Raw genomic sequence first — 25,520 nt, 5'->3', positions numbered from 1 at the left:
GTGTGTCACTTTGGGTGGAAAGTGACACACTTTTTCAGACCCCATACCCCACCCCCCCTCTCCCCGCTCGATGGTCGTCCCGGGCCGGGAAGCCGCACCGCGCCCCGGGGCAGATACAGCAGGCCGCTCCTGCTTACCCCCTGGAGACCTGGCGGGCGCAGCCTGCTCGCCCCGCTCGCTCCCGAGGGGATCCATCCACTCGGGGTTGGCCGCTGAGGCGGCGTGGCGTGCTGGCGAGACGCTGACGCGCATCCTCTCCGCTGGTTGCGTACGCAGCCGACGTGAGGGGTCGGCATGCCTCGGCCCCCCATTCCTCTGGGCCGCTCGCTCGCTTCTCAAACGGGCTGGAGCGGACCTAGTCAAGGGTGGCCCGCAGGGCCATCGGCGAAGCCGACGCGGAGCGAAGCGCAGCGCCCTTTACTCGGTCCGCGGAAGCCCGACACTGACAAGAAGCGAGTGGCCAACCAGCACCGTCAAAACTCCGCCGGCACGAACACCGGCGTCAGTGCACATCCCCCATAAGCTCCCGCACCTTCTTCCGGTACATCCACACCGCCGCACCAGCAAGCACCGCAAGAACAGCCTGCAACGCGACAATGCCCGTCTTGTTCAGGTCCACCCCGGCGATCGACAGCAGACCCGTCGTCGCGTCGCCCGCCGTGACCGCGAGGAACCAGACGCCCATCATCTGGGAGGCGTACTTGGCCGGAGCCATCTTCGTGGTGACGGAGAGGCCGACGGGGGAGAGGGTCAGTTCGCCGACCGTCTGGACGAAGTAGATCGCCACGAGCCACATCGCCGCCGCCTTGTGACCGCCGTCGGCGATCGCGAGCGGGGCCAGGAAGAGGAAGAAGGACGCGCCGATGAGGATCAGGCCCATCGAGAACTTCGTGGCCGTGCTCGGCTCCTTGCCGCGGCGGGCCAGGGCCAGCCAGGCCCAGGCGAAGACCGGGGCGAGGGCCATGATGAGGACGGGGTTGACCGACTGGTACCAGGAGACCGGGAAGTCCCAGCCGAAGACGGTGTTCTTCGCGGAGGAGTCGGCGAACAGGGACACGGTCGAGCCGCCCTGGTCGTAGATCATCCAGAACACGGCCGCGGCGACGAAGAACCAGATGTACGCGGACATCTTCGACTGGTCGGCGCGGTCGAGGGTCTTGTCGCGCTTGATGCGGGCGATGACCAGGACCGGGATGAGCAGGCCGGCGACGGTGATCGGGACGAGCAGCCAGTTCAGCGTGTAGTGGCCGGAGAGGCCGACGACCGCGTAGAAGACGATCGCGACGGCCGCCCAGAGGCCGGACTTGCGGAGCGTGGCGGACTTTTCCTCGGCGGACAGCGGCGTGGGGACGACGTCCGAGCGGGAGCTGAGGTGGCGGGTGCCGAGCAGGTACTGGGCGAGGCCCAGCGCCATGCCGACCGCGGCGAGCGCGAAGCCGAGGTGCCAGTTGACGTTCTCGCCCACGGTGCCGATGACCAGCGGTGCGGCGAACGCGCCGAGGTTGATGCCGATGTAGAAGAGGGTGAAGCCGCCGTCGCGGCGCGGGTCGTCGGGGCCCTCGTAGAGGTGGCCGACCATCGTGGAGATGTTGGCCTTGAGGAGACCCGAGCCGATCGCGACCAGACCGAGGCCCGCGAAGAACGTGCCCGAGGTGGGGAGCGCGAGCGTGAGGTGGCCGAGCATGATGATCACGCCGGCGACCGCGACGGTCCTGCGGGGGCCGAGGACGCGGTCCGCGAACCAGCCACCGGGCAGGGCCAGCAGGTACACGAGGGACAGGTACACCGAGTAGATCGCGGTAGCGGTGGCCGCACTCAGGTGGAGGCCGCCGGGGGCGACCAGGTACAGGGGAAGCAGGGCCCTCATGCCGTAGTAGGAGAAGCGCTCCCACATCTCGGTCATGAAGAGTGTGGCCAGTCCGCGGGGGTGGCCGAAGAAGGTCTTCTCGGAACCGGGGGTGCCCGGAGTCACCGAGTCCTTCGTCAGGCTGGACGCCATGGTCGATCCTTGCTGGTCGGGCCTTGTTGGCCGGGGGCCGCACACAAAAAAGACCTTCAGCAGTAAATGCTCGCCAAAGGTCCCCGGTGTCACTACAAGCGGTCAGGTCACCATACGGCAGGACAGTGCCGGATATGGAAGGACTTGAGACACGGATCACAGGGAGAAGTAGAACCGCGGGCGCCGATTCGAAGGTGGATATCAGGATGACATCCCACAGGCACAGGTTCCGACCGCATCCTTCACCGAAGCACACCCGACTTGCCCCAAGGTAAGAATCACTCGTGGCGATCACACCCCGACCGCCGTCCGAGGCGGACTACCATCACCTCATGACCCGTGTACTGCTCGCCGAGGACGACGCGTCCATCTCGGAGCCGCTGGCCCGCGCTTTGCGACGGGAAGGTTACGAGGTCGAGGTGCGCGAGGACGGACCGACAGCCCTCGATGCCGGCATCCAGGGCGGCATCGACCTGTGTGTCCTGGACCTGGGCCTGCCCGGCATGGACGGCCTGGAAGTGGCCCGCCGACTGCGCGCCGAGGGCCACACCGTCCCGATCCTCATCCTGACCGCGCGCGCCGACGAGGTGGACACCGTCGTAGGCCTCGACGCGGGCGCCGACGACTACGTCACCAAACCCTTCCGGCTCGCCGAACTGCTCGCCCGTGTCCGGGCCCTGCTGCGGCGCGGCGCCGCCGAGCCCGCGCAGCCGCCCGCCACGCACGGCGTGCGGATCGACGTCGAGTCGCACCGCGCGTGGATGGGCGACGAGGAACTCCAGCTCACCGCCAAGGAGTTCGACCTGCTGCGGGTTCTGGTGCGGGACGCCGGGCGGGTGGTGACTCGTGACCAGCTGATGCGCGAGGTCTGGGACACCACGTGGTGGTCGTCCACCAAGACCCTCGACATGCACATCTCCTGGCTGCGCAAGAAGCTCGGCGACGACGCGGCCAACCCCCGGTACATCGCCACGGTGCGGGGTGTCGGGTTCCGGTTCGAGAAGAGCTAGCAGCCCGTGCGTCGTCGGCTCATCCAGTCCACGCTCGCCGTGGTGCTCGTGGTCATCGCCGTGTTCGGTGTGTCCCTTGTCATCGTCGAGACGCGCACGATCAGCAACAGCGCCCAGGAACGCGTGGATTCCGAGGCGCTCCGGCTGGCCAGCATCGTGGACAGCCGGATCCTCGGCGCGGAGATCGTCGACTCGGAGGTGCTGCGCACCCAGGTCACCGAGGATCGCTACGCCGTGATCCGCATCCCGGGCGACCCGGTGATCGAGGTCGGCACCAAGCCGGCCGGTGACGTCATCCGCTCCACCGCCAAGGGCGAGGAGAGCGAGACGGTCACCGTGATGGAGCCGCGCTCGACGGTGACCCGTGAGGTTGGGCGGACGCTGCTCATCATCGGCGCCGTGGCGCTGCTCGCCGTCGTGGCCGCCGTACTGCTCGCGGTACGGCAGGCCAACCGGCTCGCCTCGCCGCTCACCGACCTCGCGGAGACCGCCGAGCGGCTGGGGTCGGGTGACCCGCGGCCCCGGCACAAGCGCTACAGCGTTCCCGAACTGGACCGGGTCGCCGATGTCCTCGACTCCTCCGCCGAGCGCATCGCCCGCATGCTCACCGCCGAGCGCAGGCTCGCCGCGGACGCCTCGCACCAGCTGCGTACGCCGCTGACCGCGCTGTCCATGCGCCTTGAGGAGATCACCCTCACGGACGACCCGGACACGGTGAAGGAGGAGGCGACGATCGCGCTGACGCAGGTCGAGCGGCTCACCGACGTCGTGGAGCGCCTGCTGACCAACGCGCGTGACCCCCGTACCGGCTCCGCCGTCTCCTTCGACCTCGACGAGGTCATCCAGCAGCAGCTGGCCGAGTGGCGGCCCGCCTACCGCAGCTCCGGCCGCGCGATCGTCAGCTCCGGCAAACGGCATCTGCAGGCGGTCGGCACCCCGGGTGCCGTAGCGCAGGTGCTGGCCGCGCTGATCGAGAACTCGCTCATGCACGGCGGCGGTACGGTCGCCCTGCGCACCCGGGTCACCGGCAACCAGGCCGTCGTAGAGGTCACTGACGAGGGTCCGGGGGTTCCGACCGATCTCGGTGCGCGGATCTTCGAGCGGACGATCAGCGGCCGTAACTCCACCGGGATCGGTCTCGCGGTCGCGCGTGACCTCGCGGAGGCGGACGGTGGACGGCTGGAGATGTTGCAGGCGCAGCCGCCGGTGTTCGGGCTGTTCCTCTCGCGCACGCCGCCGACGAAGCGGCTGCCGGCGGACGAGGAAGAGCCCACGGTCCGCTGAAGAGCGAGGTCCGGTTCAGCTGACGCGCTGTTTGGGGCGGGGCAGCGGCTGCGGCTCCGCCGGCTTAGGGAAAGCGTCGGCCTCCACGACCGGCTCCTCGGCCGGCAGCGCCTTGAACACCCAGGTGCGGTACGACCAGAAGCGGAACAGCGTCGCGATGCCGATGCCGAGCACCTTGAAGACGTTGCGCTGCAGCGAGCTGTCCCAGCCGAAGCCGTAGATCGCCGCGAACAGGACGCCGTTCTCGATCACCAGGCCGACCAGGCTGAACGCCAGGAACAGGGTGAGTTCCTTGGTGCGGGCGCTCTTGTCGCGGTCACGGTAGGTGAAGTAGCGGAAGCCGATGTAGTTGCACCCGATGGCGACGATCGTCGCGATCACATTGGCGCGCACGGCCTGCAGGCTGGTCAGATGCCACAGCAGGTTGGAGACCGCGAAGTTCACCACGGTGCCCACGATGCCCACCGCGCCGAACTTGGCGACCTCGCGCGAGAGCCGTTTGAAAGGCCCTTCGGAACCACGTTCCATGGGTGTGCAGGCCCCTGTCATCTCGGATGTCATCGCGGATTCGTCGACCCGGCCATGCTAACCATCGCTTTCCCCCGGCGCTCGTGAAGGGGCTCACAGGTCGGGAAGAGACCCGGAAAAGAACGGTAAGAGGTACGGAAATCGGGCCGCCGGCGCGTGACCGATACCCTGGGGGAGTGACGTTCCCGGTAGTCGGCATGGTCGGCGGGGGGCAGCTCGCTCGTATGACACACGAGGCGGGCATCCCGCTCGGCATCAGATTCAAGCTCCTCAGTGACACCCCTCAGGATTCCGCGGCGCAGGTCGTCGGCGATGTCGTCATCGGCGACTACCGCGACCTCGACACGCTGCGTGACTTCGCGCGGGGCTGCGACGTGATCACCTTCGATCACGAACACGTACCCACCGAGCATCTGCGCGCCCTGGAGGCGGACGGTATCCCCGTGCGCCCGGGCCCGGACGCGCTCGTGCACGCCCAGGACAAGGGCGTGATGCGGGCCAAGCTCGTCGAGATCGGTGTGCCGTGCCCGAGGCACCGCATCGTCGCCGACCCGGCGGACGTGGTCGCCTTCGCGGCGGAGGGGGACGGTTTCCCGGTCGTCCTCAAGACCGTGCGCGGCGGCTACGACGGCAAGGGTGTGTGGGTCGTCGAGTCGGCGGAGGAGGCGGCCGACCCCTTCCGTGCCGGTGTCCCCGTGCTCGCCGAGGAGAAGGTCGACTTCGTACGGGAGCTGGCGGCGAACGTCGTCCGCTCCCCGCACGGCCAGGCCGTCGCCTACCCGGTCGTGGAGTCCCAGCAGGTGAACGGCGTCTGCGACACCGTCATCGCACCCGCCCCCGACCTCGACGAGTCCCTCGCCCTCCAGGCCGAGGAGATGGCGCTGCGCATCGCCAAGGAGCTCGGTGTCGTCGGCCATCTCGCCGTCGAACTGTTCCAGACCGGCGACGGCCGCATCCTCGTCAACGAACTCGCGATGCGCCCGCACAACTCCGGTCACTGGACCCAGGACGGCGCGGTCACCAGCCAGTTCGCCAACCACGTCCGCGCGGTCCTCGACCTCCCGCTGGGCGACCCGCGCGCCCGCGCCCCCTGGACCGTCATGTGCAACGTCCTGGGCGGCGACTATCCGGACATGTACTCCGCGTACCTGCACTGCATGGCCCGCGACCCCCAGCTGAAGATCCACATGTACGGCAAGGACGTGAAGCCCGGCCGCAAGGTGGGCCACGTCAACACCTACGGCACCGACCTGGCCGACGTCCTGGACCGCGCCCGCCACGCAGCCGGCTATCTGAGAGGCACGATCACCGAATGAGCCCCGTCGCAGGACCCGTCGTCGTTGGAATCGTTATGGGGTCGGACTCCGACTGGCCCGTCATGGAGGCCGCCGCGAAGGCGCTCGACGAGTTCGAGATCGGCTACGAGGTCGACGTCGTCTCCGCGCACCGCATGCCGCGCGAGATGATCACCTACGGCGAGCAGGCCGACGGCCGCGGCCTCAAGGTGATCATCGCGGGCGCGGGCGGCGCCGCCCACCTCCCGGGCATGCTCGCCTCGGTGACCCCGCTGCCGGTGATCGGCGTCCCCGTACCGCTGAAGTACCTGGACGGCATGGACTCGTTGCTGTCGATCGTGCAGATGCCGGCCGGTGTCCCCGTCGCCACCGTCTCGGTCGCCGGCGCGCGCAACGCGGGACTGCTCGCCGCCCGCATCCTGGCCACCCACGACGAGGAACTCCTCGTCCGGATGCGGGAGTTCCAGCAGGAGCTGAACGACCAGGCCACCGAGAAGGGCAAGCGGCTGCGTGCCAAGGTCGAGAGCGGCGCGGGCGGCAGCGGCTTCGGCTTCGGGAAGTGACCGGCATGACCTCGCTGGACCGGGCCCGGGAACTGCTCCGCGAGTTCCCGGTCGTCGACGGGCACAACGACCTGCCCTGGGCGCTGCGCAAACAGGTCGGCTACGACCTCGACGCCCGCGACATCGCCGTCCACCAGAACGCGCATCTGCACACCGACCTCCCGCGCCTGCGCGAGGGCGGTGTCGGTGCGCAGTACTGGTCGGTGTACGTCCGCTCGGACCTGCCCGACCCGGTGCCGATGACGCTCGAACAGATCGACTGCGTACGGCAGTTGCTCGCCCGCTATCCGCAGGAGCTGGCGCCCGCGCTGACCGCCGCGGACATGGAGGCGGCGCGCGCGGAGGGCCGTATCGCCTCGTTGATGGGTGCGGAGGGCGGGCACTCGATCGCCAACTCCCTCGGCACACTGCGGGGGTTGTACGCCCTCGGGGTGCGCTACATGACGCTCACCCACAACGACAACGTGGCGTGGGCGGACTCGGCTACGGACGAACCGGGGGTCGGCGGGCTGTCGGCGTTCGGCCGTGCGGTCGTGCGGGAGATGAACCGCGAGGGCATGCTCGTCGACCTCTCGCACGTGGCGGCGACGACGATGCGTGACGCGCTGGACGCGTCGACGGCCCCGGTGATCTTCTCCCATTCGTCGGCGCGGGCCGTCTGCGACCATCCGCGCAACATCCCGGACGACGTGCTGGAGCGGCTGCCGGGCAACGGCGGTATGGCGATGGTGACGTTCGTGCCGAAGTTCGTGCTCCAGGCCGCCGTGGACTGGACGGCCGCGGCCGACGACAACATGCGGGCGCACGGGCTGCACCACCTGGAGACCACCGAAGAGGCGATGAAGGTCCACCGCGCCTTCGAGGAGCACCACCCGCGCCCGGTCGCCACCGTCTCCACGGTCGCCGACCACCTCGACCACATGCGCGAGGTCGCGGGCGTCGACCACCTCGGCATCGGCGGCGACTACGACGGCACGGCCTTCACGCCTGACGGCCTGAACGACGTCTCCGGCTACCCGAACCTCATCGCGGAACTGCTGGACCGCGGCTGGTCCAGGGCCGACCTGGCCAAGCTGACCTGGCAGAACGCCGTACGGGTGCTGGGCGCTGCGGAGGACGTGGCCCGGGACATCCGGGCCACGCGGGGGCCGTCCAACGCCACGATCGAGTCGCTGGACGGCTGAACGACGGGTGAGCTGCGCGGCGCGGGAGCGCCCACTCCCGCGCCGTACCCCGAACGCCCCGCCCACCAGGAAGCCCCTACGTCGGCGTGCGACGGTGACCGTACTGCCGTAACGACGTACGGAGCCCGCCATGGCCGACCTCCAGGACCAACTGCACGCGACGACCGAGGTCGGCGAGCTCGACGACTTGGTCCACGAGCCCTTTCCCGCCGGGCCCTTCCCGCCGGACAGCGCGGAACCGTACGACCCCGTCTCCGACCCGGCGGCGGAGCCTCTGGAGCGCGCGCACGCCATCCTCGCCGCGCACCCGGTCGCCGACGGCTACAGCGGGCTGCCGTGGGCGCTTCGGCATCTGCCGTGGTTCGACCTGGAGCTGGGGGAGAGTTCCGTGGACACCGATGTGCCGCGGCTGCGGGAGGGACATGTCGGCGCGCTGTTCTGGTCGCTGCATCTGCCGGAGGGGCTGGCCGGGGACCGGGCGGTCGGCGCCACGCTGGAGCAGCTCGACCTCGTGAACACCGTGGTCCGCGCCCACCCGGAAGGGCTGCGGCTGGCGTACACCGCCGGGCAGACCACCGACGTGCGCAACTGCGGCCGTATCGCCGTGCTGCTGGGCCCCGCCGGAGCGCCCGCGCTCGGCGACTCGCTGGGCATCCTGCGTTCGCTGCACGCGCTGGGGCTGCGGGTCCTCACACTGTCCGGGGTGTCCTGGGCGAGCGAGGCGGGTCTTACCCGGTTCGGCGAGGAGGTCGTGCGGGAGATGAACCGGCTCGGCGTGCTCGCCGACCTCTCCGGCGCCTCCGAGGAGACGATCCGCCGCGCGCTCGCGGCGTCCAAGGCGCCGGTGCTGTTCACCCGTTCCGCCGCCCGCACCCTGCGCCCGCACCCGGCGAACCTCTCCGACGGACTCCTCGCCGCGGTCGGCGCCGCCAAGGGCCTGTGCATGGTGCCGCTCACCGCCGAGCAGACCGGGCCGTCCGTCCGGGACGTTGCCGACCACCTCGACCACGTCCGCCGGATCGCGGGCCCGGAGTCCGTCGCCCTGTCCGGCACCTACGACGCCGGCACCGCCCACCCGCAGGACCTCGCCGACGCCTCCTGCTACCCGAACCTGTTCGCCGAGCTCCTCCACCGCGGCTGGTCCGAGCCCGACCTCGCCCTGCTCAGCTGGGGCAACGTCCAACGCGCCCTGCGCAGCGCCGACTTCACGGCCCGCGCCGCACAGCAGCGCCGCGAGCCGTCGACGGCGAAGATTGCCGAGCTGGACGGATAGATCTCCGGTCAGTGGTCGATCCGGCAGAGGCAGAACGGATGCCCTGCCGGATCGGCGTACACCCGGAAGTCCTCCTTGTCCTGCCGCTCCAACAGCCGCGCGCCGAGCGCCAGTACGGCCTTCTCGGCCGCCTCGATCTCCTCCCACGTCGACCCGGCGTCGAAGTCGAGGTGGAACTGCTGCGGCCGGTCCGCGCCCGGCCACTCCGGCGGGGTGTACCGCTCCACCCGCTGGAAGGCGATGCGCGGGCCGTCGGGGATGTCGAGGACGACCCACTCGTCGTCGGCGGCCCGGGGCGTGCCGCCCAGGACGCCGGCGTAGAAGCCGGCGAGCGCGAGCGGGTCCGGGCAGTCGATCACGGTGGAACGGAAGCGAATGGCAGTCACGAAGACCTCCTGAGTCAGCAGGCGCAGAGGCAGAACGGGTGCCCCGCCGGGTCGGCGTACACCCGGAAACTGCGCGAGCGGTTCTCGGTGTCCAGCGGGGTCGCGCCCAGCGCCAGGACGCCCTTCTCGGCCGCGTCCAGGTCCTCGACGGTCAGATCGAGGTGGAACTGCTGCGAGTCGCCGGGCGCGGGCCACTTCGGCGGTACGTGCCCGGGTGCCTGCTGGAACGCCAGCGACTGTCCGCCGGGCACCTTCAGATCCACCCACTCTCCCTCGCCCTCCACTTCGACCGTGCCGCCCAGGACCCCGGCGTAGAACGCGGCGAGCGCGCGCGGGTCGGGACAGTCCAGGACGACGACACCCAGCTCGGCGATGGCCATGACGGACTCCTTCGGGTTACCCATATGTGGCGTCAGCCGGTAACGGTTACCTCATGCTCCCGCATTGGAGGTAACGTCGCAAGCATGAGTGAGAGAGTTCCCGCGCCCGGCGACCTGGCCCTGATCGAGGCCCTGGTGAACACGCTGGACATCGAGGCGGGCGCCGACGCACTCGACACGGAGGACGGCCGGGCCCCCTTCGGACTCACGGCGCACGACGTCCCACAGGCCCGCGAACTCCGCGAGTCCCTGCGTGCCACCCTGCTCGCCCACGCGGGCCACCCCGCGCACCAGGACGTGACCCCGCTCGGCGAACTCCTCGCGCGCGCCCCGCTGTTGATCGCGCTCGACGCCCGTGACGGCTCTGCCCGCCTCACCCCCGCCGACGCGGAACCCCTGCTCTCCCGCGTCGCGGCGGCGATCGCCCAGTCCCTCGTCGCGGGCACCTGGCCGCGCCTGAAGGCCTGCGAGGCGCCGACCTGCCACTGGGCGTACTACGACCGCAGCCCGGCGGGCCGGGGCCGCTGGTGCTCGATGGCGGTGTGCGGGGCGCGCGCGAAGATGCGGCGTTACCGGGCCAAGTAGCCCTCGTCGGGGGCGACTTGAGTGGTCCTCGCGCCGAGCACGGCCCAGTGGTGCAGAATGCAGCAAGACGCCGGTCCGGCCGACTGAGCCTCGGCCGGACCGGCGTCGCCCGCCTGCGTGAGTGTTGTGCGGTGGTACGCGTGGGTCAGGCGGTGGGGCGGCCCGCCGATCTAGCCTCGGCCGGATCGGCATCCCCCTGCCCGGCCTCGTGCCCCGCGTCGCGGTGTCGCCCCCGCCTCGTCCGCCCCCCCGATCGCCTGCTACGCGGTGGGACGTCCCATCGCGCGGAACGTCCAGCCCGCCTTCCGCCACAGCTGCGGGTCGAGCGCGTTGCGTCCGTCGAGGACCACCCGGGCGCGTACGGCCTCGCCGAGCTCCGCCGGGTCCAGCTCGCGGAACTCCCGCCACTCCGTCAGGTGCAGGACGACATCGGCGCCCCGCACGGCCTCTATGGCGGTGTCGGCGTAGCCGAGCGTCGGGAACAGCCGCCGGGCGTTGTCCATGCCCTTCGGGTCGTAGACCGTGACCTGGCCGCCCTGGAGGTGGATCTGGCCGGCCACGTTCAGCGCGGGGGAGTCGCGGACGTCGTCCGAGTCGGGCTTGAAGGCCGCGCCGAGGACGGCGACCCGCTTGCCCAGGAAGGAGCCGCCGCCGAGCGCCTCGCGCGCCATCTCGACCATCTGTCCGCGCCGCCGCATGTTGATGGAGTCGATCTCGCGCAGGAAGGTGAGGGCCTGGTCGGCGCCCAGTTCGCCGGCGCGCGCCATGAACGCCCGGATGTCCTTGGGCAGGCAGCCCCCGCCGAAGCCGATCCCGGCCCGCAGGAACTTGCTGCCGATCCGCTCGTCGTGCCCGATCGCCTCCGCCAGCTTCACGACATCGCCGTCGGCGGCCTCGCAGACCTCGGCCATGGCGTTGATGAAGGAGATCTTGGTGGCGAGGAAGGAGTTCGCGGCCGTCTTCACCAGCTCGGCGGTCGGGAAGTCGGTCACCACGAACGGCGCCCCGGCCCCGACCGGCACCGCGTACACCTCGCGCAGCAGCTTCTCGGACCGCTCGCTGCGTACACCGACCACGATCCGGTCCGGACGCAGCGTGTCCTGGACGGCGAAGCCCTCGCGCAGGAACTCCGGGTTCCAGGCCAGCTCGGCATCCGCGCCGGCGGGCGCGTGCTCGGCGAGATAGGCGGCCAGCCGGTCCGCCGAACCGACCGGCACGGTGGACTTGCCGACGACCAGCGCGGGGCGCGTGAGGTGCGGGGCGAGCAGTTCGAAGGCCCGGTCGACGTACGACATGTCGCAGGCGTACTCGCCGTGCTTCTGCGGGGTGTTCGTGCACATGAAGTGGACGTCGCCGAACTCCGCGACCTCCGCCCAGTCCATGGTGAACCGCAGCCGCCCGCTGGATCCCTCGATGCCCGCGACGTGCTTGCGCAGCAGCTCCTCCAGCCCCGGCTCGTACATCGGGACCTCGCCCCGCTGGAGCATCGCGATCTTCTCGGGAACGACGTCAAGACCCAGCACCTCGAAGCCCAGCTCGGCCATGGCCGCGGCGTGCGTGGCGCCGAGATAGCCGGTGCCGATCACGGTGATCTTGAGGGCCATGGATGCTCCAGAAGGTCTACGGGCGGATGCGCGCCCGAGCATAGTCGGACGCTCTGACGGGCAACTTTCCCCCTGTCGCCAAGCTCACGTATCACTCCCGTGGGCGGGCCCCTAAAATTTGGGTTACTTAACAGTAATTAGCACCGTCATCACAGCGTCCTTGGAGCGTGAGAGACCTTGGCCGGATCGGCTGACTTCGACCTGTACCGCCCGTCAGAGGAGCACGACATGCTCCGCGACGCGATCCGCTCACTGGCCGAGGCGAAGATCGCGCCGTACGCCGCAGCGGTGGACGAGGAGTCCCGCTTCCCGCAGGAGGCGCTCGACGCCCTCGTCGCGAACGACCTGCACGCCGTGCACGTCCCCGAGGAGTACGGCGGCACCGGCGCGGACGCCCTGGCCACGGTGATCGTGATCGAGGAGGTGGCCCGCGTGTGTGCCAGCTCCTCCCTCATCCCGGCGGTGAACAAGCTGGGCTCGCTCCCGGTGATCCTCTCCGGCTCCGAGGACCTGAAGAAGAAGTACATGACCCCGCTCGCCAAGGGCGACGCGATGTTCTCGTACGCCCTCTCCGAGCCGGACGCGGGCTCGGACGCGGCCGGCATGAAGACGAAGGCGGTCCGCGACGGCGACCACTACGTCCTCAACGGCGTGAAGCGCTGGATCACCAACGCGGGCGTCTCCGAGTACTACACGGTGATGGCGGTGACGGACCCCGAGAAGCGCTCCAAGGGCATCAGCGCGTTCGTGGTCGAGAAGTCCGACGAAGGTGTCTCCTTCGGCGCCCCGGAGAAGAAGCTCGGCATCAAGGGCTCCCCGACCCGCGAGGTCTACCTCGACAACGTCCGCATCCCGGCCGACCGCATGATCGGCGCCGAGGGCACCGGCTTCGCCACCGCGATGAAGACCCTGGACCACACCCGCATCACCATCGCGGCGCAGGCCCTCGGTATCGCGCAGGGCGCCCTCGACTACGCCAAGGGCTACGTCAAGGTGCGCAAGCAGTTCGGCAAGCCGATCGCCGACTTCCAGGGCATCCAGTTCATGCTGGCCGACATGGCCATGAAGATCGAGGCGGCCCGCGCCCTGACGTACCAGGCGGCTGCCGCCTCCGAGCGCGGCGACAAGAACCTCACCTTCCAGGGCGCGGCGGCCAAGTGCTTCGCCTCGGACGTGGCGATGGAGGTCACCGTCGACGCGGTCCAGCTCCTCGGCGGCTACGGCTACACCCGTGACTACCCGGTCGAGCGCATGATGCGCGACGCGAAGATCACGCAGATCTACGAGGGCACGAACCAGGTCCAGCGCATCGTCATGGCGCGCAACCTGCCGTAACAGCACATGAGGAAGGGGGCCCTTGTCCGACAAGGGCCCCCTTCCTCATGTCACCGGTCGCGTCAGTTGCCGGAGACCGTGACCTTCTGGTCGTTGTTCAGCTCGTTCACCAGCGTCTTGACCTTCGCCTTGTCCCACAGGAGGTTGCCGCCCGTGGAGCCCGAGATCGGCATGTTCATCGAGGTGCCGTCGCCGCCGCTGACGCCCTTCATCGCCCAGAACATGGACGCCAGGTCCCAGAGCGACATGTCCTTGTCGACGGACAGCGAGTCCAGGCCGGCGCCGAGCGTCGGGTAGAGCTTGAAGGGGTTCAGCAGGGTCCCCGGGGTCGCCACCTGGTGGGCCAGCGCGGACAGGAACTTCTGCTGGTTCTTCGTGCGCTGGAGGTCGGACGCGGCGAACGCGTGCCGGGTACGGACGAAGGCCAGGGCCTCCTCGCCGTTCAGCGTCTGCTTGCCCGCCTTGAAGTTGGCGCCCGAGTACGAGTCCTTGAAGCCCTTGTCGATGGTGAGCGTGACCCCGCCGACCGCGTCCACGATGTCCGCGAAGCCGTTGAAGCCGATCTCGACGTAGTGGTCGATGTGCAGGCCCATGTTGTACTCGACGGTGCGGACGAGGAGCGTCGGCCCGTCCTCCGCGTACGCCGCGTTGAGCTTGGTCTGCCGGCCCGTGTTCGGGTACGTCTTGCCCGAGGTGGAGCCCACGTACGACGGGATCGTGACGTTCGAGTCGCGTGGCAGCGAGATCAGCGTGTCGCCGCTGGAGCCCACGTGCAGGATCATCATCGAGTCGGTGCGCTTGCCCTCGGCGGAACCGGTGTGCAGCTTCTTCTTCTCGGCGGCCGTCAGCCCCTCGCGGCTGTCGGAGCCGACGATCAGGTAGTTCGTGCCGTCGCCGCCCGCCGGCCGGTCGATCACCTTCGAGAGGTCGACGTCGCGGTTCAGCTTGGAGTCGGCCCAGAAGTAGGTGCCGACGGTGGTCACGACCAGCACGGTGACCACGGTGATCGCGGTCCACTTGATACGACGGCGCCAGTTCGGCGCGCGCCGCGGACCGCGCCCGTCGTCCGGGCCCTCGGGGCCGACCGGGCCACCGCCGCCGTAGACCTGGCCGGTGTTGTAGCCGTCGTACCCGTTGTTGTCGTAGCCGCCCTGGCCGTAGCCGTTCTGGCCCTCGTCATAGCCCTGGCCGCCCGTGTACGACGGCTGCGGCGGGACTCCGGCGCCGTACGGCGGGGCCTGCGGGCCGCGTCGTACCTGGCGCATCACGCGTGCGCTCTCCGGCTGTGCGTTCGCGCTACCGCGTCCGTACTCGTTGCCGCGGTTGCCGCCGGACCATCCCTCGGGCCAATCGTTCATGGGGCCCAGTGTGCAGGTAGCGGCCATGTCGTTTACAAGGGTCGTAGGAAAATCAGGGCACTGCTGTTGCGAAGCCAACACAAAGTCCGCAGATGTCCACCCCGGCATAGGGTGGCGGCCATGACAGACCTGCCGGGCAAGCCGACGTCCGCCTCCCGGACCACCCTCAGCCACATCATGACGAACGCCGACACGAACCTGCTGGGGACCGTGCACGGCGGTGTGATCATGAAGCTGGTCGACGACGCGGCGGGCGCGGTCGCCGGGCGGCACAGCGGCGGACCGGCCGTGACCGCGTCGATGGACGAGATGGCGTTCCTGGAACCGGTCCGCGTCGGCGACCTCGTCCATGTGAAGGCCCAGGTCAACTGGACCGGCCGGACCTCGATGGAGGTCGGCGTGCGGGTCCTGGCCGAGCGCTGGAACGAGTCGACCCCGGCCACCCAGGTCGGCTCCGCGTATCTGGTGTTCGCCGCCGTCGACGCCGACGGCAAGCCCCGGGCCGTACCACCGGTGATCCCCGAGACCGAGCGCGACGAGCGCCGCTACCAGGAGGCCCAGATCCGCCGCACCCACCGGCTGTCCCGCCGCCGCGCCATCATGGAACTGCGCGAGAAGCGGGCGGCGGAGGGCCTCGACGACTGAGGCCCGCCCGCCGACGCTGTTACAAAACACCCCACTTCACTACGAACACCCCACCTCGTCCCCGGTCACCACCCCGAACTCGCCCTGCTGCACATCCGCCGCCCGCACCCGGGTGACCTGCTTGAAGTCGCTCCCGGCGATCACCTTCAGCAGCGGCCCCTGCCCCTTCACCGCCCGCAGCTCGCTCCCGGGCAGCGCCGCCGCGAGGGACTTCGCGGACCGGTCCCAGCGGGGGTCGTAGGCGATCACCGTCCGTCGTACGGCGTGGTCGGCGGCGCTCACCGGCTGGTGCGTCGTACGGAAGCCGGTCGCCGCCAGTGCCGCGTCGACGCGCTTGCCGAGGCCGGCGGTCGCCGTCCCGTTCTCCACCTGGACCTGGATCTGCTGCGGGGCCACGTCCACCTTCACGGCATTGGCGCGCGGCGCCCGGTGCACGGTCAGCGGCTTGTCGTCGCGCAGGGACTCGAAGAGCTTCGCCGCCTTCGGCTCGTCCCACTTGAGGGTGGAGCCGATGCCCTTCACGACGTAGCCCAGCTGCCCGATGGGCACGGTGGTGAACTCGGAGGAGGACGGCGAGAAGGAGCGCATCGCGCGGCCGAGGTCGAGGAGTTCGTCGGTGCCGAAGCCCTGGTCCGCGCGGACCGAGCCGAGCACGGCGTGGGTCACGTCGCGGAACTTCAGCGGGTTCAGCAGCACCCCGGAGGAGGTGGCCTGGTCGATCAGCGCCGCCAGGAAACGCTGCTGGCGCTTCATCCGGCCGAGGTCGGAGGCTCCGTCGACGTGCCGCGAGCGGACGTACTGGAGTGCCTGACCGCCCATCAGGGTGTGCGAACCGGCGGGGAGGTCGAGGCCGGTGTAGGAGTCCTTCAGCGGTTCGGCCGTGCAGATCTTGACTCCGCCCAGCACGTCGACCGTCTTCATGAAGCTGGTGAAGTCGACCTCCAGGTAGTGGTCGATCTTCACGTGGGTCATGGACTCGACGGTCTGGACGGTGAGGTTGGGGCCGCCCTCCGCGTAGGCCGCGTTGAGCTTGATGGGGTGCGCGGGACGGCCCTGGACCCCCGGTACCTCGGCGTAGGAGTCACGCGGCAGGCTGACCACGCTGGCCCGCTCCCGGTCCTCCGAGATGTGCACGATCATGATGGTGTCGGTGCAGTGGCAGGGGGCGCCGCCGAGGTGGTACCTGTGCCGCTCCGCCTCGGTGATTTTGTCCCGCCCGTCGGTGCCGACCAGCAGGACGTTCATGCCGTTGCCCGCCCGCGGCCGGTTCTTCATGTCCTTGAACGGGTCGACGCGGGCGATGTCCGCGTCGAGGCTGCTGACCACCGCGTGCCCGATCCCGGCGGACGCGAGCACCACCACGGACAGCGTCGTCGCCGCCCGCATGGCCCAGCGCGGCTTCTTCGGCCGTACGGGGGGCCGCGGGCGGCGCTGTGGGGGACGGGCGGCGGGGGAGCGGCGGGGCGGCGTGGGCATGGGGGACACCTCCGCGAGGGCCGTACGTGGGATCTTGAGCACCGTAGGCCCATACGATCTGATACCGCCGCAGCCGCCCGGGCGGGGCGCGTCCGTGTCCCCCGTTCGCGGTAACGTGAGCCCTCTATGAACGCCAAGCCCGACGTGCGGCTCCCCGCCGTTTCTGTGATCATGCCCGTCCTCGACGAGGAGCGGCATCTGCGTGGAGCCGTCCAAGCGATCCTCGCGCAGGAGTACGCCGGCGAGATGGAGGTCGTGCTCGCCCTCGGTCCCTCGAAGGACCGCACGGACGAGATCGCGGCCCAGCTCGTGGCCGAGGACCCTCGCGTCCACACCGTCCCGAACCCGGCCGGCCGCACCCCCGCCGCCCTCAACGCCGCGATCAAGGCCTCCCGCCATCCGATCGTCGTCCGCGTCGACGGCCACGGCATGCTCTCCCCGAACTACATCGCCACCGCCGTACGGCTCCTGGAGGAGACCGGCGCGCAGAACGTCGGCGGCATCATGCACGCCGAGGGCGAGAACGCCTGGGAGGACGCGGTCGCCGCCGCGATGACCTCGAAGATCGGCGTGGGCAACGCGGCCTTCCACACGGGTGGAGAGGCCGGGTCCGCCGAGACGGTCTACCTCGGTGTCTTCCGCCGCGAAGCCCTCGAACAACAGGGCGGCTACAACGAGGAGTTCATCCGCGCCCAGGACTGGGAGCTGAACTTCCGCATCCGCGAGGCCGGCGGCCTGATCTGGTTCTCGCCGGAGCTGAAGGTGTCGTACCGCCCCCGCCCGTCGGTGAAGGCCCTCGCCAAGCAGTACAAGGACTACGGCCGCTGGCGGCACGTCGTCGCCCGCTACCACGAGGGCTCCATCAACCTGCGCTACCTCGCCCCGCCGACCGCCGTGTGCGCGATCGCGGCCGGTTTGGTGATCGGCGCGGTCCTGACGCCCTGGGGCTTCCTGATCCCCGGCGGCTACCTCGCGGCGATCGCGCTCGGCTCCCTCCCGGCGGGCAGGGGCCTCTCCCTGAAGGCCCGCCTGCAGATCCCGGTCGCCCTCGCCACCATGCACATGTCCTGGGGCTACGGCTTCCTCACCAGCCCCAAGTCCCTTGCACGCAGGGTGATCGCGTCCCGGCGCCCCGCGGTACTCAGCCCGACCGGCAGCTGAGCACCGCGGGCGTCCCGCCCGAGAACCGCTCAGCCCTCCTGGGCCCTACGACGCCGCTTCCGCGACCTGACGACGGCGACTACCGAGGCCACGACGACGAGCATCACCATGTCCTCGGCCAGCGTCTCCAGCGCGCTCGCGACGGAGTGGCCGAAGGCGACGGCGGTCGCGAAGTGCGCGATCGCGACGGCGACGAGCCCGAGGACGACCTCGGTCCCCCAGGGCCGCCCCGGCAACGGTCCGCTCACCAGACGTAGTTCGGGTCGACGTGCATACAGGCCGTGGTGTCCGAGCCGTTGAGGGCGTCGGCCGATGTCGGGGTCGTGTCGTCCGAGGCCGGTGCCTTGTACTTGGTGCCGGTGCTCCAGTCCGCGCCGACGACCAGGGTGACCCCGGAGACGCTCGTCGACTTCTTCACCGCGCTCGTCGGGATGCCGAGCGCCTTGGCGACCCGCTGGGCGTCGCCCTCCAGATCGGCGCTCGGATAGCGGACGACCGTCGTGGCCTCGCTGAGGATCGCCGACGAGTCCGCCACCGCCTCCTTGAAGCCCTTGCCGACGAGGAGTCCGGCCACCGCGGTCGCCCGGCCGCGCACCGCGCCCGTCGTGCTGGTGCGGGTGCCGTTCTCCACCTGTACGGCGATCTTGTCGTCGGCGGCGGCCGGATCGGTGGACGCCTGCACGGTCGTGGTCTTCTTCTTGTCCTTGCCGTCCAGCGCGATGTCCTCGCGGACCAGCCGGAACAGCTGCTCCGCGTCCGTCGCCTTCGGCACCACCCGGCCACTGCTGCCCGAGTACACCCACGGCATCGTCGTCATGGTGATCCGCTTGGTCGGAACCTTCTTCAGTTCCTTGCTCAGGTCGTAGAGCTTGGCGACCGTCCCGAGGTCGTTGTCGACCGTGATCGCCTTCGTGGCCGTCTCGGCGAGGCTGCGCAGCTTGGCCGGGTTGCTCAGCGTGGCGTTCTCGCGCAGCTGGCGGACCATCGAGTTCATGTACTGGTGCTGCGCCTTGGTGCGGGCGATGTCGGTGTCGTCCTCGAAGCCGTAGCGGGTGCGCAGCCACTGCAGGGCCTGCTTGCCCTTCACGGACGTGGTGCCCTTCTTCAGCTTCAGGCCCGAGCCCTTGCCGGAGGAGGTGTGCGAGTAGATGTTGGCGTCCACGCAGACCGGTACTCCGCCGATCGCGTCCGCCATCGACACCACACCCGAGAAGTCGACCATCATGAAGTGGTCGATGTGGATGTCGGTCAGCTTCTCCCAGGTCGCCACCGTGCAGCCGGGGCCGCCGCGGCCCAGGGAGTCGTTCGTGATGACGTTCGTCTCGGCCGCGTACGTCTTCTTGGTGTCCGGGTCCGTGCACTTGGGGATGTCCACCAAGGTGTCACGGGGCATGCTCACGACCGACATGTTGGAGCGGTCGGCGGAGACGTGCAGCAGCATCTGGACGTCGGCGCGGGCCGGTGTCCCGAAGGTGTCCTTCGCGCCGCCGAGCTTCTGGTTCTCCGCGGAGTCCCGCGCGTCCGAACCGATCAGCAGGATGTTCAGCGGGGTCTGCCCGGCCGCGTTGGCCTTGGACGCGGCGGCCCGGTCCTTCTCGTCCCCGAGGTTCAGGGGGTCTTTGTTGATGTTGTCGTTGAGGTGCTGGTAGTAGAGGTATCCGGCGCCGGCCGTCCCGAGTATGACCACCGCGAGAACGATCGCCGACCAGCGCAGCGCCCGGCGTCTGCCGCCCTTGCGTCTGCCCCCGCCGTCCGCCCGTCTCTTCCCGTCCGCCGGCGTGAGCGACATCGTGTCCTCAACCGCCGGCCCCTCCCCACGCACGCTGCTCTGAGTCAAGTCCCCACCCCTCCCACGCCGCGCCCCTGACGCACGGGTCCGCCCCGCGCCCTGTTAGACGCGGAACGGACCCGTGTGGTCACTTACTTGGCGCACTCAACCTTGTCCGCCGTGGACTTCTGGACCCCCTCCGGCGTCGACCCCGCGGTCGAGGTGAGCGGGACGCCGGCTCCCTTGAAGTCCTTGCCCAGGGTCAGCGTCATCGCCGGGAGTCCCTGGGAGTTCTGCACACTCTTGCCCGGCTTCATCGCGGACCCGGAGAGGCCCATGATGGCGGCGAGCCGTCGAGCCTGGTCCGCCTGGTCGGGTGCGTACTCAAGAGTCGTCTTCGCGAGCGCCGCCGGAGCGTTGCCCGCGTTCTCGGACTTGAGGACGCCCTCATCATTCTGCAGCCACGTAAGAGTTTCCTGTGCGCTGCCGGCGACGGCCCCTCCGTTGAGGATCCGCACCCGCACCGCGGAGGCGGCGGACTTGGTGCCCTTGAGCCGGGCGGCCACGGCGGCCTTCTCCTTCGCGGCCTTCTGCTTGACCGCGGTGAAGGAGGTGTCGCTCTTGATGAGGGAGAACACCTGCGGGGCGGTCGTGTTGTTGAGGACGACCGTCACCGGGGTCTTCTCCGCCGGGTTGTCGACGACCGGCACGGTGGTGAAGGTGAGGTTCTTCGGGTTGAGCTTGCCCAGTTCGAGACCGAGGTCCTTCAGCTTGCCGATGGAGTCGAGGTTCTCGTCGACGGTCAGGGCCTTGGTGCCGGCCTCGGCCAGCTTCAGCATCTTCGAGGGGCTGGTGAGCGTGGAGTTGGACTTCAGCTTCCGCATCAGCGCGCTGAGGAACTGCTGCTGGAGCGTGATCCGGCTCAGGTCACCGCCGAAGCCCACCGAGTGCCGGGTCCGCACGAAGGCCAGCGCCTGCTCGCCCGTGAGATTGTGCGTGCCCTTGGACAGCTTCAGGTGCGAGTCCGAGTCGTCGATGTTCTTCGCGAGACAGACCTCGACCCCGCCGACCGCGTCCGTCAGCGTCTTCACGGCGTTGAAGTCGGCCACCATGAAGTCGTCGGGCTGGATCCCGGTCAGCTCGGTGACCGTCCGCACCGTGCAGCTCGCCGTACGGCCGTCCTGGCCGAGGCTGGTGTTGAAGCGGACGCCCGTCGAGCCCGGGATGACCTTGGACGTGCCGTCCGACTGGGCCGTCTGGCAGTCCGGGACGTCGGTGATCAGGTCACGGGGGATGCTCAGCGCGGTCGCGTTCGAGCGGTCCTTGGACACGTGCAGCAGGATCGTGGTGTCCGCGTGGCCGACGCTGCCGGCGTCGCCGTAGCCCTCGTTGCCCGCGCCCGTGCGCTTGTCGGTGCCGATCACCAGCAGGTTGATGGCCTTGCCCTTGCTGAAGCCGCCGGTGCTCGCGCCGTCGTCGGAGACGGCCGTGATGTTGTCGTTGAGGTGCTTGATGTAGAGGTATCCGGCCGCCGAGACGGCGACCAGCACGAAGGCCAGACCGCCGCCGGTCCACATCAGGATCTTCTTGCCCTTGGCCTTCTTCTTCACCGGCCGGCGACCGCGCCGGGCGGGTGGTTCCTCGGGCGCGCCCCGCCGTCTGCGCGGCGCCGGCACCTCACGCCCGGGGCTCTTCGGGACCGTCTCCCGCTCCGGAGCCACCGTGCTGTTGCGCACAGTGGCTCTACGGGGCCCCGGCACCGCTGACTGCGGTGTGGAAGGAGTCAGTCGCAGTTCGTATTCACCAGTGTTCGGATTGAGTACCCACTGGTCTGCGGGGTCGATGTTGTCCGCCCGCCCACGGCCTTGCGCGTCCACGGTTTACCGAATCCTCCGTCGGGGCCACGCGGCGCCTTCCCCCTGCAGGCGCTCGGGTCTCGTTCATCCGATGCGCAAGCACACCGGATCGCTCACACTATCCGGCCAGTTGAGCGTCAAGTGACGGCGGTGACAAATTCCACGTCCCTACAACCGGTCAATCCGCCCTATTTTTCGGAACAAAAGTTCGTCGACTTGGTGCGCGCTTTACCCGCAGCCGTCTTCGGCGGCGGTGTTCCCGCGAAATGTCGGCGCGGGCGTGGCCCCCGAACCGGCCGCCGGAATAAGGGTGTTTGCACCGGAATCCCGTGGAACTTCGGGAACTTCCCCGGCCACCGCGACCGTCGCGTCCGTGCGAATCCGGGCGAACAGCTTTTCGGCCTCGGGCTCCACGAGTTGGTCGCGATTCGCGTTGTAGATGTACGACTCCCGTGGAACGGTAAGGAATTGCACATGTTCGGTGGGGATGTCCCGTACGCCGCGCACCAGTTCGTACAGACCGCGCAGACTCGCGAGATCCGGATCGGTCGTCAGCGACGAGGTGGCCGCGTCCAGCACCGGATACAACTTCGCCGGATTGAACAGCACATCGTCGCTCTGCACCTTGTTGACGAGCGCGCCCAGGAATCGCTGCTGACGGTCCATCCGGTCGGTGTCACTGCCGTTCCCCAGCGACTTCCGCGCCCGCACGTACCCCAGCGCCTGCTCCCCGTCGAGCGTGACCCGCCCCGCCGGCAGTCTCAACCTGGCGGCCTTGTCACGAATAGGAGCCTTGAGACAGACCTCCACCCCGTCCACGGCATCGACCATGTCCTTGAACCCATGGAAGTCCACCACCATGTGATGGTCGATCCGCACGTTCGTCAGCTTCTCCACGGTCCGGATCGTGCACCCCGAACCCCCCACCTGGAACGCGTAGTTGAACATCGCGAACATCGGCTCGGTCCGCGTCCCGTCCGGCCGCAGACACCCCGGCACGTCCACCATCAGATCCCGCGGCAACGACACCGCCGTGGCGCTGCGCCGGTCGGCCGCCAGATGCAACAGGATCGTCGTGTCCGACCGCTCGGTCCCCGAGTCCCGCCCGTACTCCGCGTTCCCGTCCCCGGACCGCGAGTCGGACCCGATGAGCAGAATGTTCTGCGCCCCCTTCACGAGGGCGGTCGGCCGCTCCTTCTCGTACCGGGCGAGCTCGGCCGCGGCGGCGTTGTCCGGCGTGATGTTCCCGTCGAGCTTCACGTAGACGGCCCACCCGGCCCCCACGGCCCCGAGAACGACCACCCCGACCCCGACCCCCACCCCGCGCACCCACCGCCGACGCCGCCGCCGTATCAGCCCCGCCCCGGACGCGGAAGCCCCCGCACCCGGCCCGAGAACCCGTCCTGCGGTGTCGTCGAACACGTGCGGTTCCACCCCTCATGGCCGTCGCGGGAGTGCGTGGTTCTGCTTCTACGACCATGGCGTGGATGGGGTGGGGGAGGCGGGCGTTACTGGCCCATCCGGGTGACTGGATGCACCTGGGGGCGCGGGGAACTGCGCGACCGGCCACAACGGACCCCCACCCGCCGTACGACCCCCGCTACCCCCTTCAGAGGCGCGTAACGGTCACCCGCTCACTCTCAACGCGCTTGGCCAAGGACTCCTCACCCAGCTGATCGAGATTCCGGCACAACACCACGGACCCCCCAGAGGCGAGCGGCCCGTACAACCCCGCGCTCAGCCCGTCCCACGTGTCGTACGGCAGCCCCGACAACACCCGGGCCCCCACCTCCCCATCGGCCCGAGCCCGCTCGACAACCTGCGCGCCCGTCAACTCGACCCCACCCACGACCAGCGCGGGCTCCTCGGCATCGACCGCCGAGAACGCGACGAACCGATCCCCCTGACTCGGCACCTCGACCGCATAGTCGGCAAACCCGGCCGGAGTCTGCGGAAACCGCCCCCCAAGAGGCCGCAACGCAAGAGCGACCCGCTCCCCACGACAAGCCCGAGCCGCGTCCAACGAGTCGGGCCCACTGACCACCACGTCGGCCGCCGCAGGATCCCCGCCCACGTCCGCGACAGCCCCCACCGACGAACAGGCCAGCAACCACACCGCCGTCTGCCAGTGCGCCGGCAGCAACAACGCGACCCGATCACCGGGCCCGGCACCGAGATCCCCCTGAAGGAGATTCGCGGTCTTGGCCACCCAATTGGCGAAGGTGGCCACGGACAATTCGACACGTTCCCCCGTGGCGTCGTCGTAGAAGGTCACCAGGGGGCGGCCGGGATCCGCGGCGAGCGCGGAACGCAGCAGGTCGGCAGGGGTGCGATCGGTGGCGTTCACCCGCGAAAGCGTACGCGGGCGCGCGACCGTGCGCGGAGCGCGGGACCACCGGTTCGGGCGAACGGCAGCCGACGGTCCGTCAGATCCCAAATAGACAGATATGTATGACTATGTTCAGGATCAGGGGCATGCGTGGATTTCTTGCTTCCTCGATCGGCGTCACCTGCGCCGCCGCACTGGCCCTCCCGCTCACCCTGCCCGCAGCGGCCGCGCCGACCAAGGCTCCGGCTCGGGCGGTACAGCCGACGAGCGGCGCGAGATCCGCGCCGACCGCCGCCGAACCGGACCTGCCCGGCAGCACCCAGTCGCTGCCCCTCGCCCCCACCACCCGCGACCGCACCCTGGGCGCGGCCCCCGAACAGGGCCTGACCCGGGACGACGTCCACCGCTTCTCCCTCGTCGGCGTCACCTGGACCGACCCGGACACCGAACTGCGCGGCCGGGTCCAGGTCCGCACCCGGGCCACCGGCACCGGTGAGTGGTCCGGCTGGCAGGACGTCGACACCCGCAACGAGGACCACGGCGCCGACCCCGGCACCGCCGAACGCGACTCGGGCCACGTCCACGGCTCCACGGCCCCGCTGTGGGTGGGCGACTCGGACGCGGTGGACGTACGCGTAAGAGCGGACCGCGCCACGACACGGGCCGTGGAACCCCAGGCGTCCGCGCTCCCCACCGGCCTGCACCTGGAACTCGTGGACCCGGGCGCCGAACCCCCGCCCGCGGGCGCCCGCCCGACCGCCCGCCGCGCCGCCGTGCTGCCCCTCGCCGCCGCCGAGCTCCCGGCGCTGAGCCGGGCGGCCACCGAGCGGGAGGCGGTCGCGATGTACGGCCGGTCCCAGCCGTACATCGGGCCGCGCCCGCGCATCATCACCCGGCGCGGCTGGGGCGCCGACGAGAAGCTGCGGGAGAAGGGGTTCGTGTACACGAAGAAGGTCAAGGCGGTCTTCGTGCACCACACCGCCTCCGGCAACAACTACAGCTGCTCGCAAGCCTCTTCAGTCATTCGTGGTATCTACCGCTACCACGTCGAGAGCAGTGGCTGGCGCGACATCGGCTACAACTTCCTCGTGGACAAGTGCGGAAACATCTACGAGGGGCGCGCCGGGGGAGTGGCGAAGCCGGTCCTGGGCGCGCACACCCTCGGTTTCAACACGAACAGCATGGGGATCGCCGTCCTCGGAACCTTCGGCACCGCCAAACCGTCCTCGGCGGCAGTGACGGCCATCGCCCGCCTCGCCGCGTGGAAGCTCGGGCTCTACGGAGTCAATCCGCGCGGCAAGACATACCTGAAGTCCGCTGGTGGCAATCTCTACCGAAAAGGAAAGAACGTACGACTCAACGCGATCTCCGGCCATCGGGACGGTTTCGCCACGGAGTGCCCAGGACGGCAGCTCTACGGCAAGCTCGGCTCGGCCCGTTCCACGTCGGCCCGGTTCCAGGGCCGCTGAGGGAGCGGACCGGGAGGGGAACCGGGGTTCTG

General features: G+C 69.7%; 23 protein-coding genes. 11 read left to right on the top strand and 12 right to left on the bottom strand.

Annotated elements, in window-relative coordinates; all coding sequences use genetic code 11:
- Positions 1–502: 502 nt before the first annotated feature.
- Positions 503–1,999, bottom strand: a complete 1,497-nt coding sequence (locus ACFXC1_RS49610; protein WP_381256653.1) for an oligopeptide:H+ symporter — start codon at positions 1,997–1,999, stop codon at positions 503–505.
- A 332-nt stretch (positions 2,000–2,331) separates the two neighbouring features.
- Between ACFXC1_RS49610 and ACFXC1_RS49605 the strand changes: the two genes are divergently transcribed.
- Positions 2,332–3,009, top strand: coding sequence for a response regulator transcription factor (locus ACFXC1_RS49605; protein ID WP_174447603.1), 678 nt, complete (start codon positions 2,332–2,334; stop codon positions 3,007–3,009).
- A gap of 6 nt (positions 3,010–3,015) precedes the next feature.
- Positions 3,016–4,293 (top strand): ATP-binding protein, encoded by a 1,278-nt coding sequence (locus tag ACFXC1_RS49600; RefSeq protein ID WP_381256650.1) that lies wholly within the window; start codon positions 3,016–3,018, stop codon positions 4,291–4,293.
- A gap of 15 nt (positions 4,294–4,308) precedes the next feature.
- On the opposite strand, the gene ACFXC1_RS49595 is transcribed toward ACFXC1_RS49600, so the two are convergent.
- Positions 4,309–4,821: a GtrA family protein gene (locus ACFXC1_RS49595; RefSeq protein WP_381256647.1), complete on the bottom strand. Its 513-nt coding sequence runs from the start codon at positions 4,819–4,821 to the stop codon at positions 4,309–4,311.
- Positions 4,822–4,997: 176 nt separating this feature from the next.
- On the opposite strand from ACFXC1_RS49595, the gene ACFXC1_RS49590 reads away from it, so the two are divergent.
- The 4 genes from ACFXC1_RS49590 to ACFXC1_RS49575 all read left to right on the top strand — a co-directional run bounded on the left by ACFXC1_RS49590 (position 4,998) and on the right by ACFXC1_RS49575 (position 9,136).
- Positions 4,998–6,137, top strand: coding sequence for a 5-(carboxyamino)imidazole ribonucleotide synthase (locus tag ACFXC1_RS49590; RefSeq protein ID WP_381256644.1), 1,140 nt, complete (start codon positions 4,998–5,000; stop codon positions 6,135–6,137).
- Positions 6,134–6,679: a 5-(carboxyamino)imidazole ribonucleotide mutase gene (gene purE, locus ACFXC1_RS49585; RefSeq protein WP_381256641.1), complete on the top strand. Its 546-nt coding sequence runs from the start codon at positions 6,134–6,136 to the stop codon at positions 6,677–6,679. The genes ACFXC1_RS49590 and purE overlap by 4 nt, the downstream gene beginning before the upstream one ends.
- A gap of 5 nt (positions 6,680–6,684) precedes the next feature.
- Positions 6,685–7,863, top strand: coding sequence for a dipeptidase (locus ACFXC1_RS49580; RefSeq protein ID WP_381256639.1), 1,179 nt, complete (start codon positions 6,685–6,687; stop codon positions 7,861–7,863).
- A gap of 130 nt (positions 7,864–7,993) precedes the next feature.
- Positions 7,994–9,136 carry a dipeptidase gene (locus tag ACFXC1_RS49575; protein ID WP_381256636.1) on the top strand — a complete coding sequence of 381 codons (1,143 nt, stop codon included), beginning with the start codon at positions 7,994–7,996 and terminating at the stop codon, positions 9,134–9,136.
- A gap of 8 nt (positions 9,137–9,144) precedes the next feature.
- On the opposite strand, the gene ACFXC1_RS49570 is transcribed toward ACFXC1_RS49575, so the two are convergent.
- Together ACFXC1_RS49570 and ACFXC1_RS49565 are read right to left on the bottom strand one after the other, a co-directional pair.
- Positions 9,145–9,522 carry a VOC family protein gene (locus ACFXC1_RS49570; protein ID WP_381256634.1) on the bottom strand — a complete coding sequence of 126 codons (378 nt, stop codon included), beginning with the start codon at positions 9,520–9,522 and terminating at the stop codon, positions 9,145–9,147.
- A 14-nt stretch (positions 9,523–9,536) separates the two neighbouring features.
- Entirely contained in the window at positions 9,537–9,902 is a 366-nt protein-coding gene (locus ACFXC1_RS49565) for a VOC family protein (protein WP_381256631.1), read from the bottom strand.
- Between the two features lie 84 nt (positions 9,903–9,986).
- On the opposite strand from ACFXC1_RS49565, the gene ACFXC1_RS49560 reads away from it, so the two are divergent.
- Complete coding sequence (locus tag ACFXC1_RS49560; protein ID WP_381256628.1) at positions 9,987–10,487, top strand: CGNR zinc finger domain-containing protein; 501 nt, start codon at positions 9,987–9,989, stop codon at positions 10,485–10,487.
- Positions 10,488–10,747: 260 nt separating this feature from the next.
- On the opposite strand, the gene ACFXC1_RS49555 is transcribed toward ACFXC1_RS49560, so the two are convergent.
- The gene (locus ACFXC1_RS49555) at positions 10,748–12,091 is read right to left on the bottom strand and encodes a UDP-glucose dehydrogenase family protein (RefSeq protein WP_381256626.1); all 1,344 of its coding nucleotides are present in this window, start codon (positions 12,089–12,091) and stop codon (positions 10,748–10,750) included.
- Positions 12,092–12,268: 177 nt separating this feature from the next.
- Between ACFXC1_RS49555 and ACFXC1_RS49550 the strand changes: the two genes are divergently transcribed.
- The gene (locus ACFXC1_RS49550; RefSeq protein WP_381256623.1) at positions 12,269–13,426 is read left to right on the top strand and encodes an acyl-CoA dehydrogenase; all 1,158 of its coding nucleotides are present in this window, start codon (positions 12,269–12,271) and stop codon (positions 13,424–13,426) included.
- A gap of 62 nt (positions 13,427–13,488) precedes the next feature.
- Here the strand turns inward: ACFXC1_RS49550 and ACFXC1_RS49545 are convergent, their stop codons facing one another.
- Complete coding sequence (locus tag ACFXC1_RS49545) at positions 13,489–14,784, bottom strand: LCP family protein (RefSeq protein WP_381256620.1); 1,296 nt, start codon at positions 14,782–14,784, stop codon at positions 13,489–13,491.
- A 120-nt stretch (positions 14,785–14,904) separates the two neighbouring features.
- Here ACFXC1_RS49545 and ACFXC1_RS49540 point away from each other — a divergent pair, with 120 nt between their 5' ends.
- Positions 14,905–15,429 carry an acyl-CoA thioesterase gene (locus ACFXC1_RS49540; RefSeq protein WP_381256617.1) on the top strand — a complete coding sequence of 175 codons (525 nt, stop codon included), beginning with the start codon at positions 14,905–14,907 and terminating at the stop codon, positions 15,427–15,429.
- Positions 15,430–15,468: 39 nt separating this feature from the next.
- Here the strand turns inward: ACFXC1_RS49540 and ACFXC1_RS49535 are convergent, their stop codons facing one another.
- Positions 15,469–16,905, bottom strand: coding sequence for an LCP family protein (locus ACFXC1_RS49535; RefSeq protein ID WP_381256614.1), 1,437 nt, complete (start codon positions 16,903–16,905; stop codon positions 15,469–15,471).
- A 126-nt stretch (positions 16,906–17,031) separates the two neighbouring features.
- Here ACFXC1_RS49535 and ACFXC1_RS49530 point away from each other — a divergent pair, with 126 nt between their 5' ends.
- Complete coding sequence (locus ACFXC1_RS49530) at positions 17,032–18,066, top strand: glycosyltransferase family 2 protein (protein ID WP_381256612.1); 1,035 nt, start codon at positions 17,032–17,034, stop codon at positions 18,064–18,066.
- 29 nt (positions 18,067–18,095) lie between these two features.
- Here ACFXC1_RS49530 and ACFXC1_RS49525 read toward each other — a convergent pair whose 3' ends face one another.
- From ACFXC1_RS49525 to ACFXC1_RS49505, 5 genes are all read right to left on the bottom strand, one after another.
- Positions 18,096–18,314: a hypothetical protein gene (locus ACFXC1_RS49525; RefSeq protein WP_381256609.1), complete on the bottom strand. Its 219-nt coding sequence runs from the start codon at positions 18,312–18,314 to the stop codon at positions 18,096–18,098.
- Positions 18,311–19,855: an LCP family protein gene (locus ACFXC1_RS49520; protein ID WP_381256606.1), complete on the bottom strand. Its 1,545-nt coding sequence runs from the start codon at positions 19,853–19,855 to the stop codon at positions 18,311–18,313. The genes ACFXC1_RS49525 and ACFXC1_RS49520 overlap by 4 nt, the downstream gene beginning before the upstream one ends.
- A 131-nt stretch (positions 19,856–19,986) precedes the next feature.
- Positions 19,987–21,711, bottom strand: coding sequence for an LCP family protein (locus tag ACFXC1_RS49515; protein WP_381256603.1), 1,725 nt, complete (start codon positions 21,709–21,711; stop codon positions 19,987–19,989).
- 207 nt (positions 21,712–21,918) lie between these two features.
- On the bottom strand, positions 21,919–23,112 hold the full coding sequence (locus ACFXC1_RS49510) for an LCP family protein (RefSeq protein WP_381256600.1): 1,194 nt from the start codon (positions 23,110–23,112) through the stop codon (positions 21,919–21,921).
- Between the two features lie 187 nt (positions 23,113–23,299).
- Positions 23,300–24,037, bottom strand: a complete 738-nt coding sequence (locus tag ACFXC1_RS49505; RefSeq protein ID WP_381256598.1) for a TIGR03089 family protein — start codon at positions 24,035–24,037, stop codon at positions 23,300–23,302.
- Between the two features lie 128 nt (positions 24,038–24,165).
- Here ACFXC1_RS49505 and ACFXC1_RS49500 point away from each other — a divergent pair, with 128 nt between their 5' ends.
- The gene (locus ACFXC1_RS49500; RefSeq protein ID WP_381256595.1) at positions 24,166–25,488 is read left to right on the top strand and encodes a peptidoglycan recognition protein family protein; all 1,323 of its coding nucleotides are present in this window, start codon (positions 24,166–24,168) and stop codon (positions 25,486–25,488) included.
- Positions 25,489–25,520: the final 32 nt, after the last annotated feature.

The organism is Streptomyces hokutonensis (assembly GCF_042751305.1).
GTDB classification, from domain to species: domain Bacteria; phylum Actinomycetota; class Actinomycetes; order Streptomycetales; family Streptomycetaceae; genus Streptomyces; species Streptomyces hokutonensis_A.
Note: the sequence above shows the minus strand (reverse complement) of the source record. Positions and strands in the feature narration are given on the sequence as shown.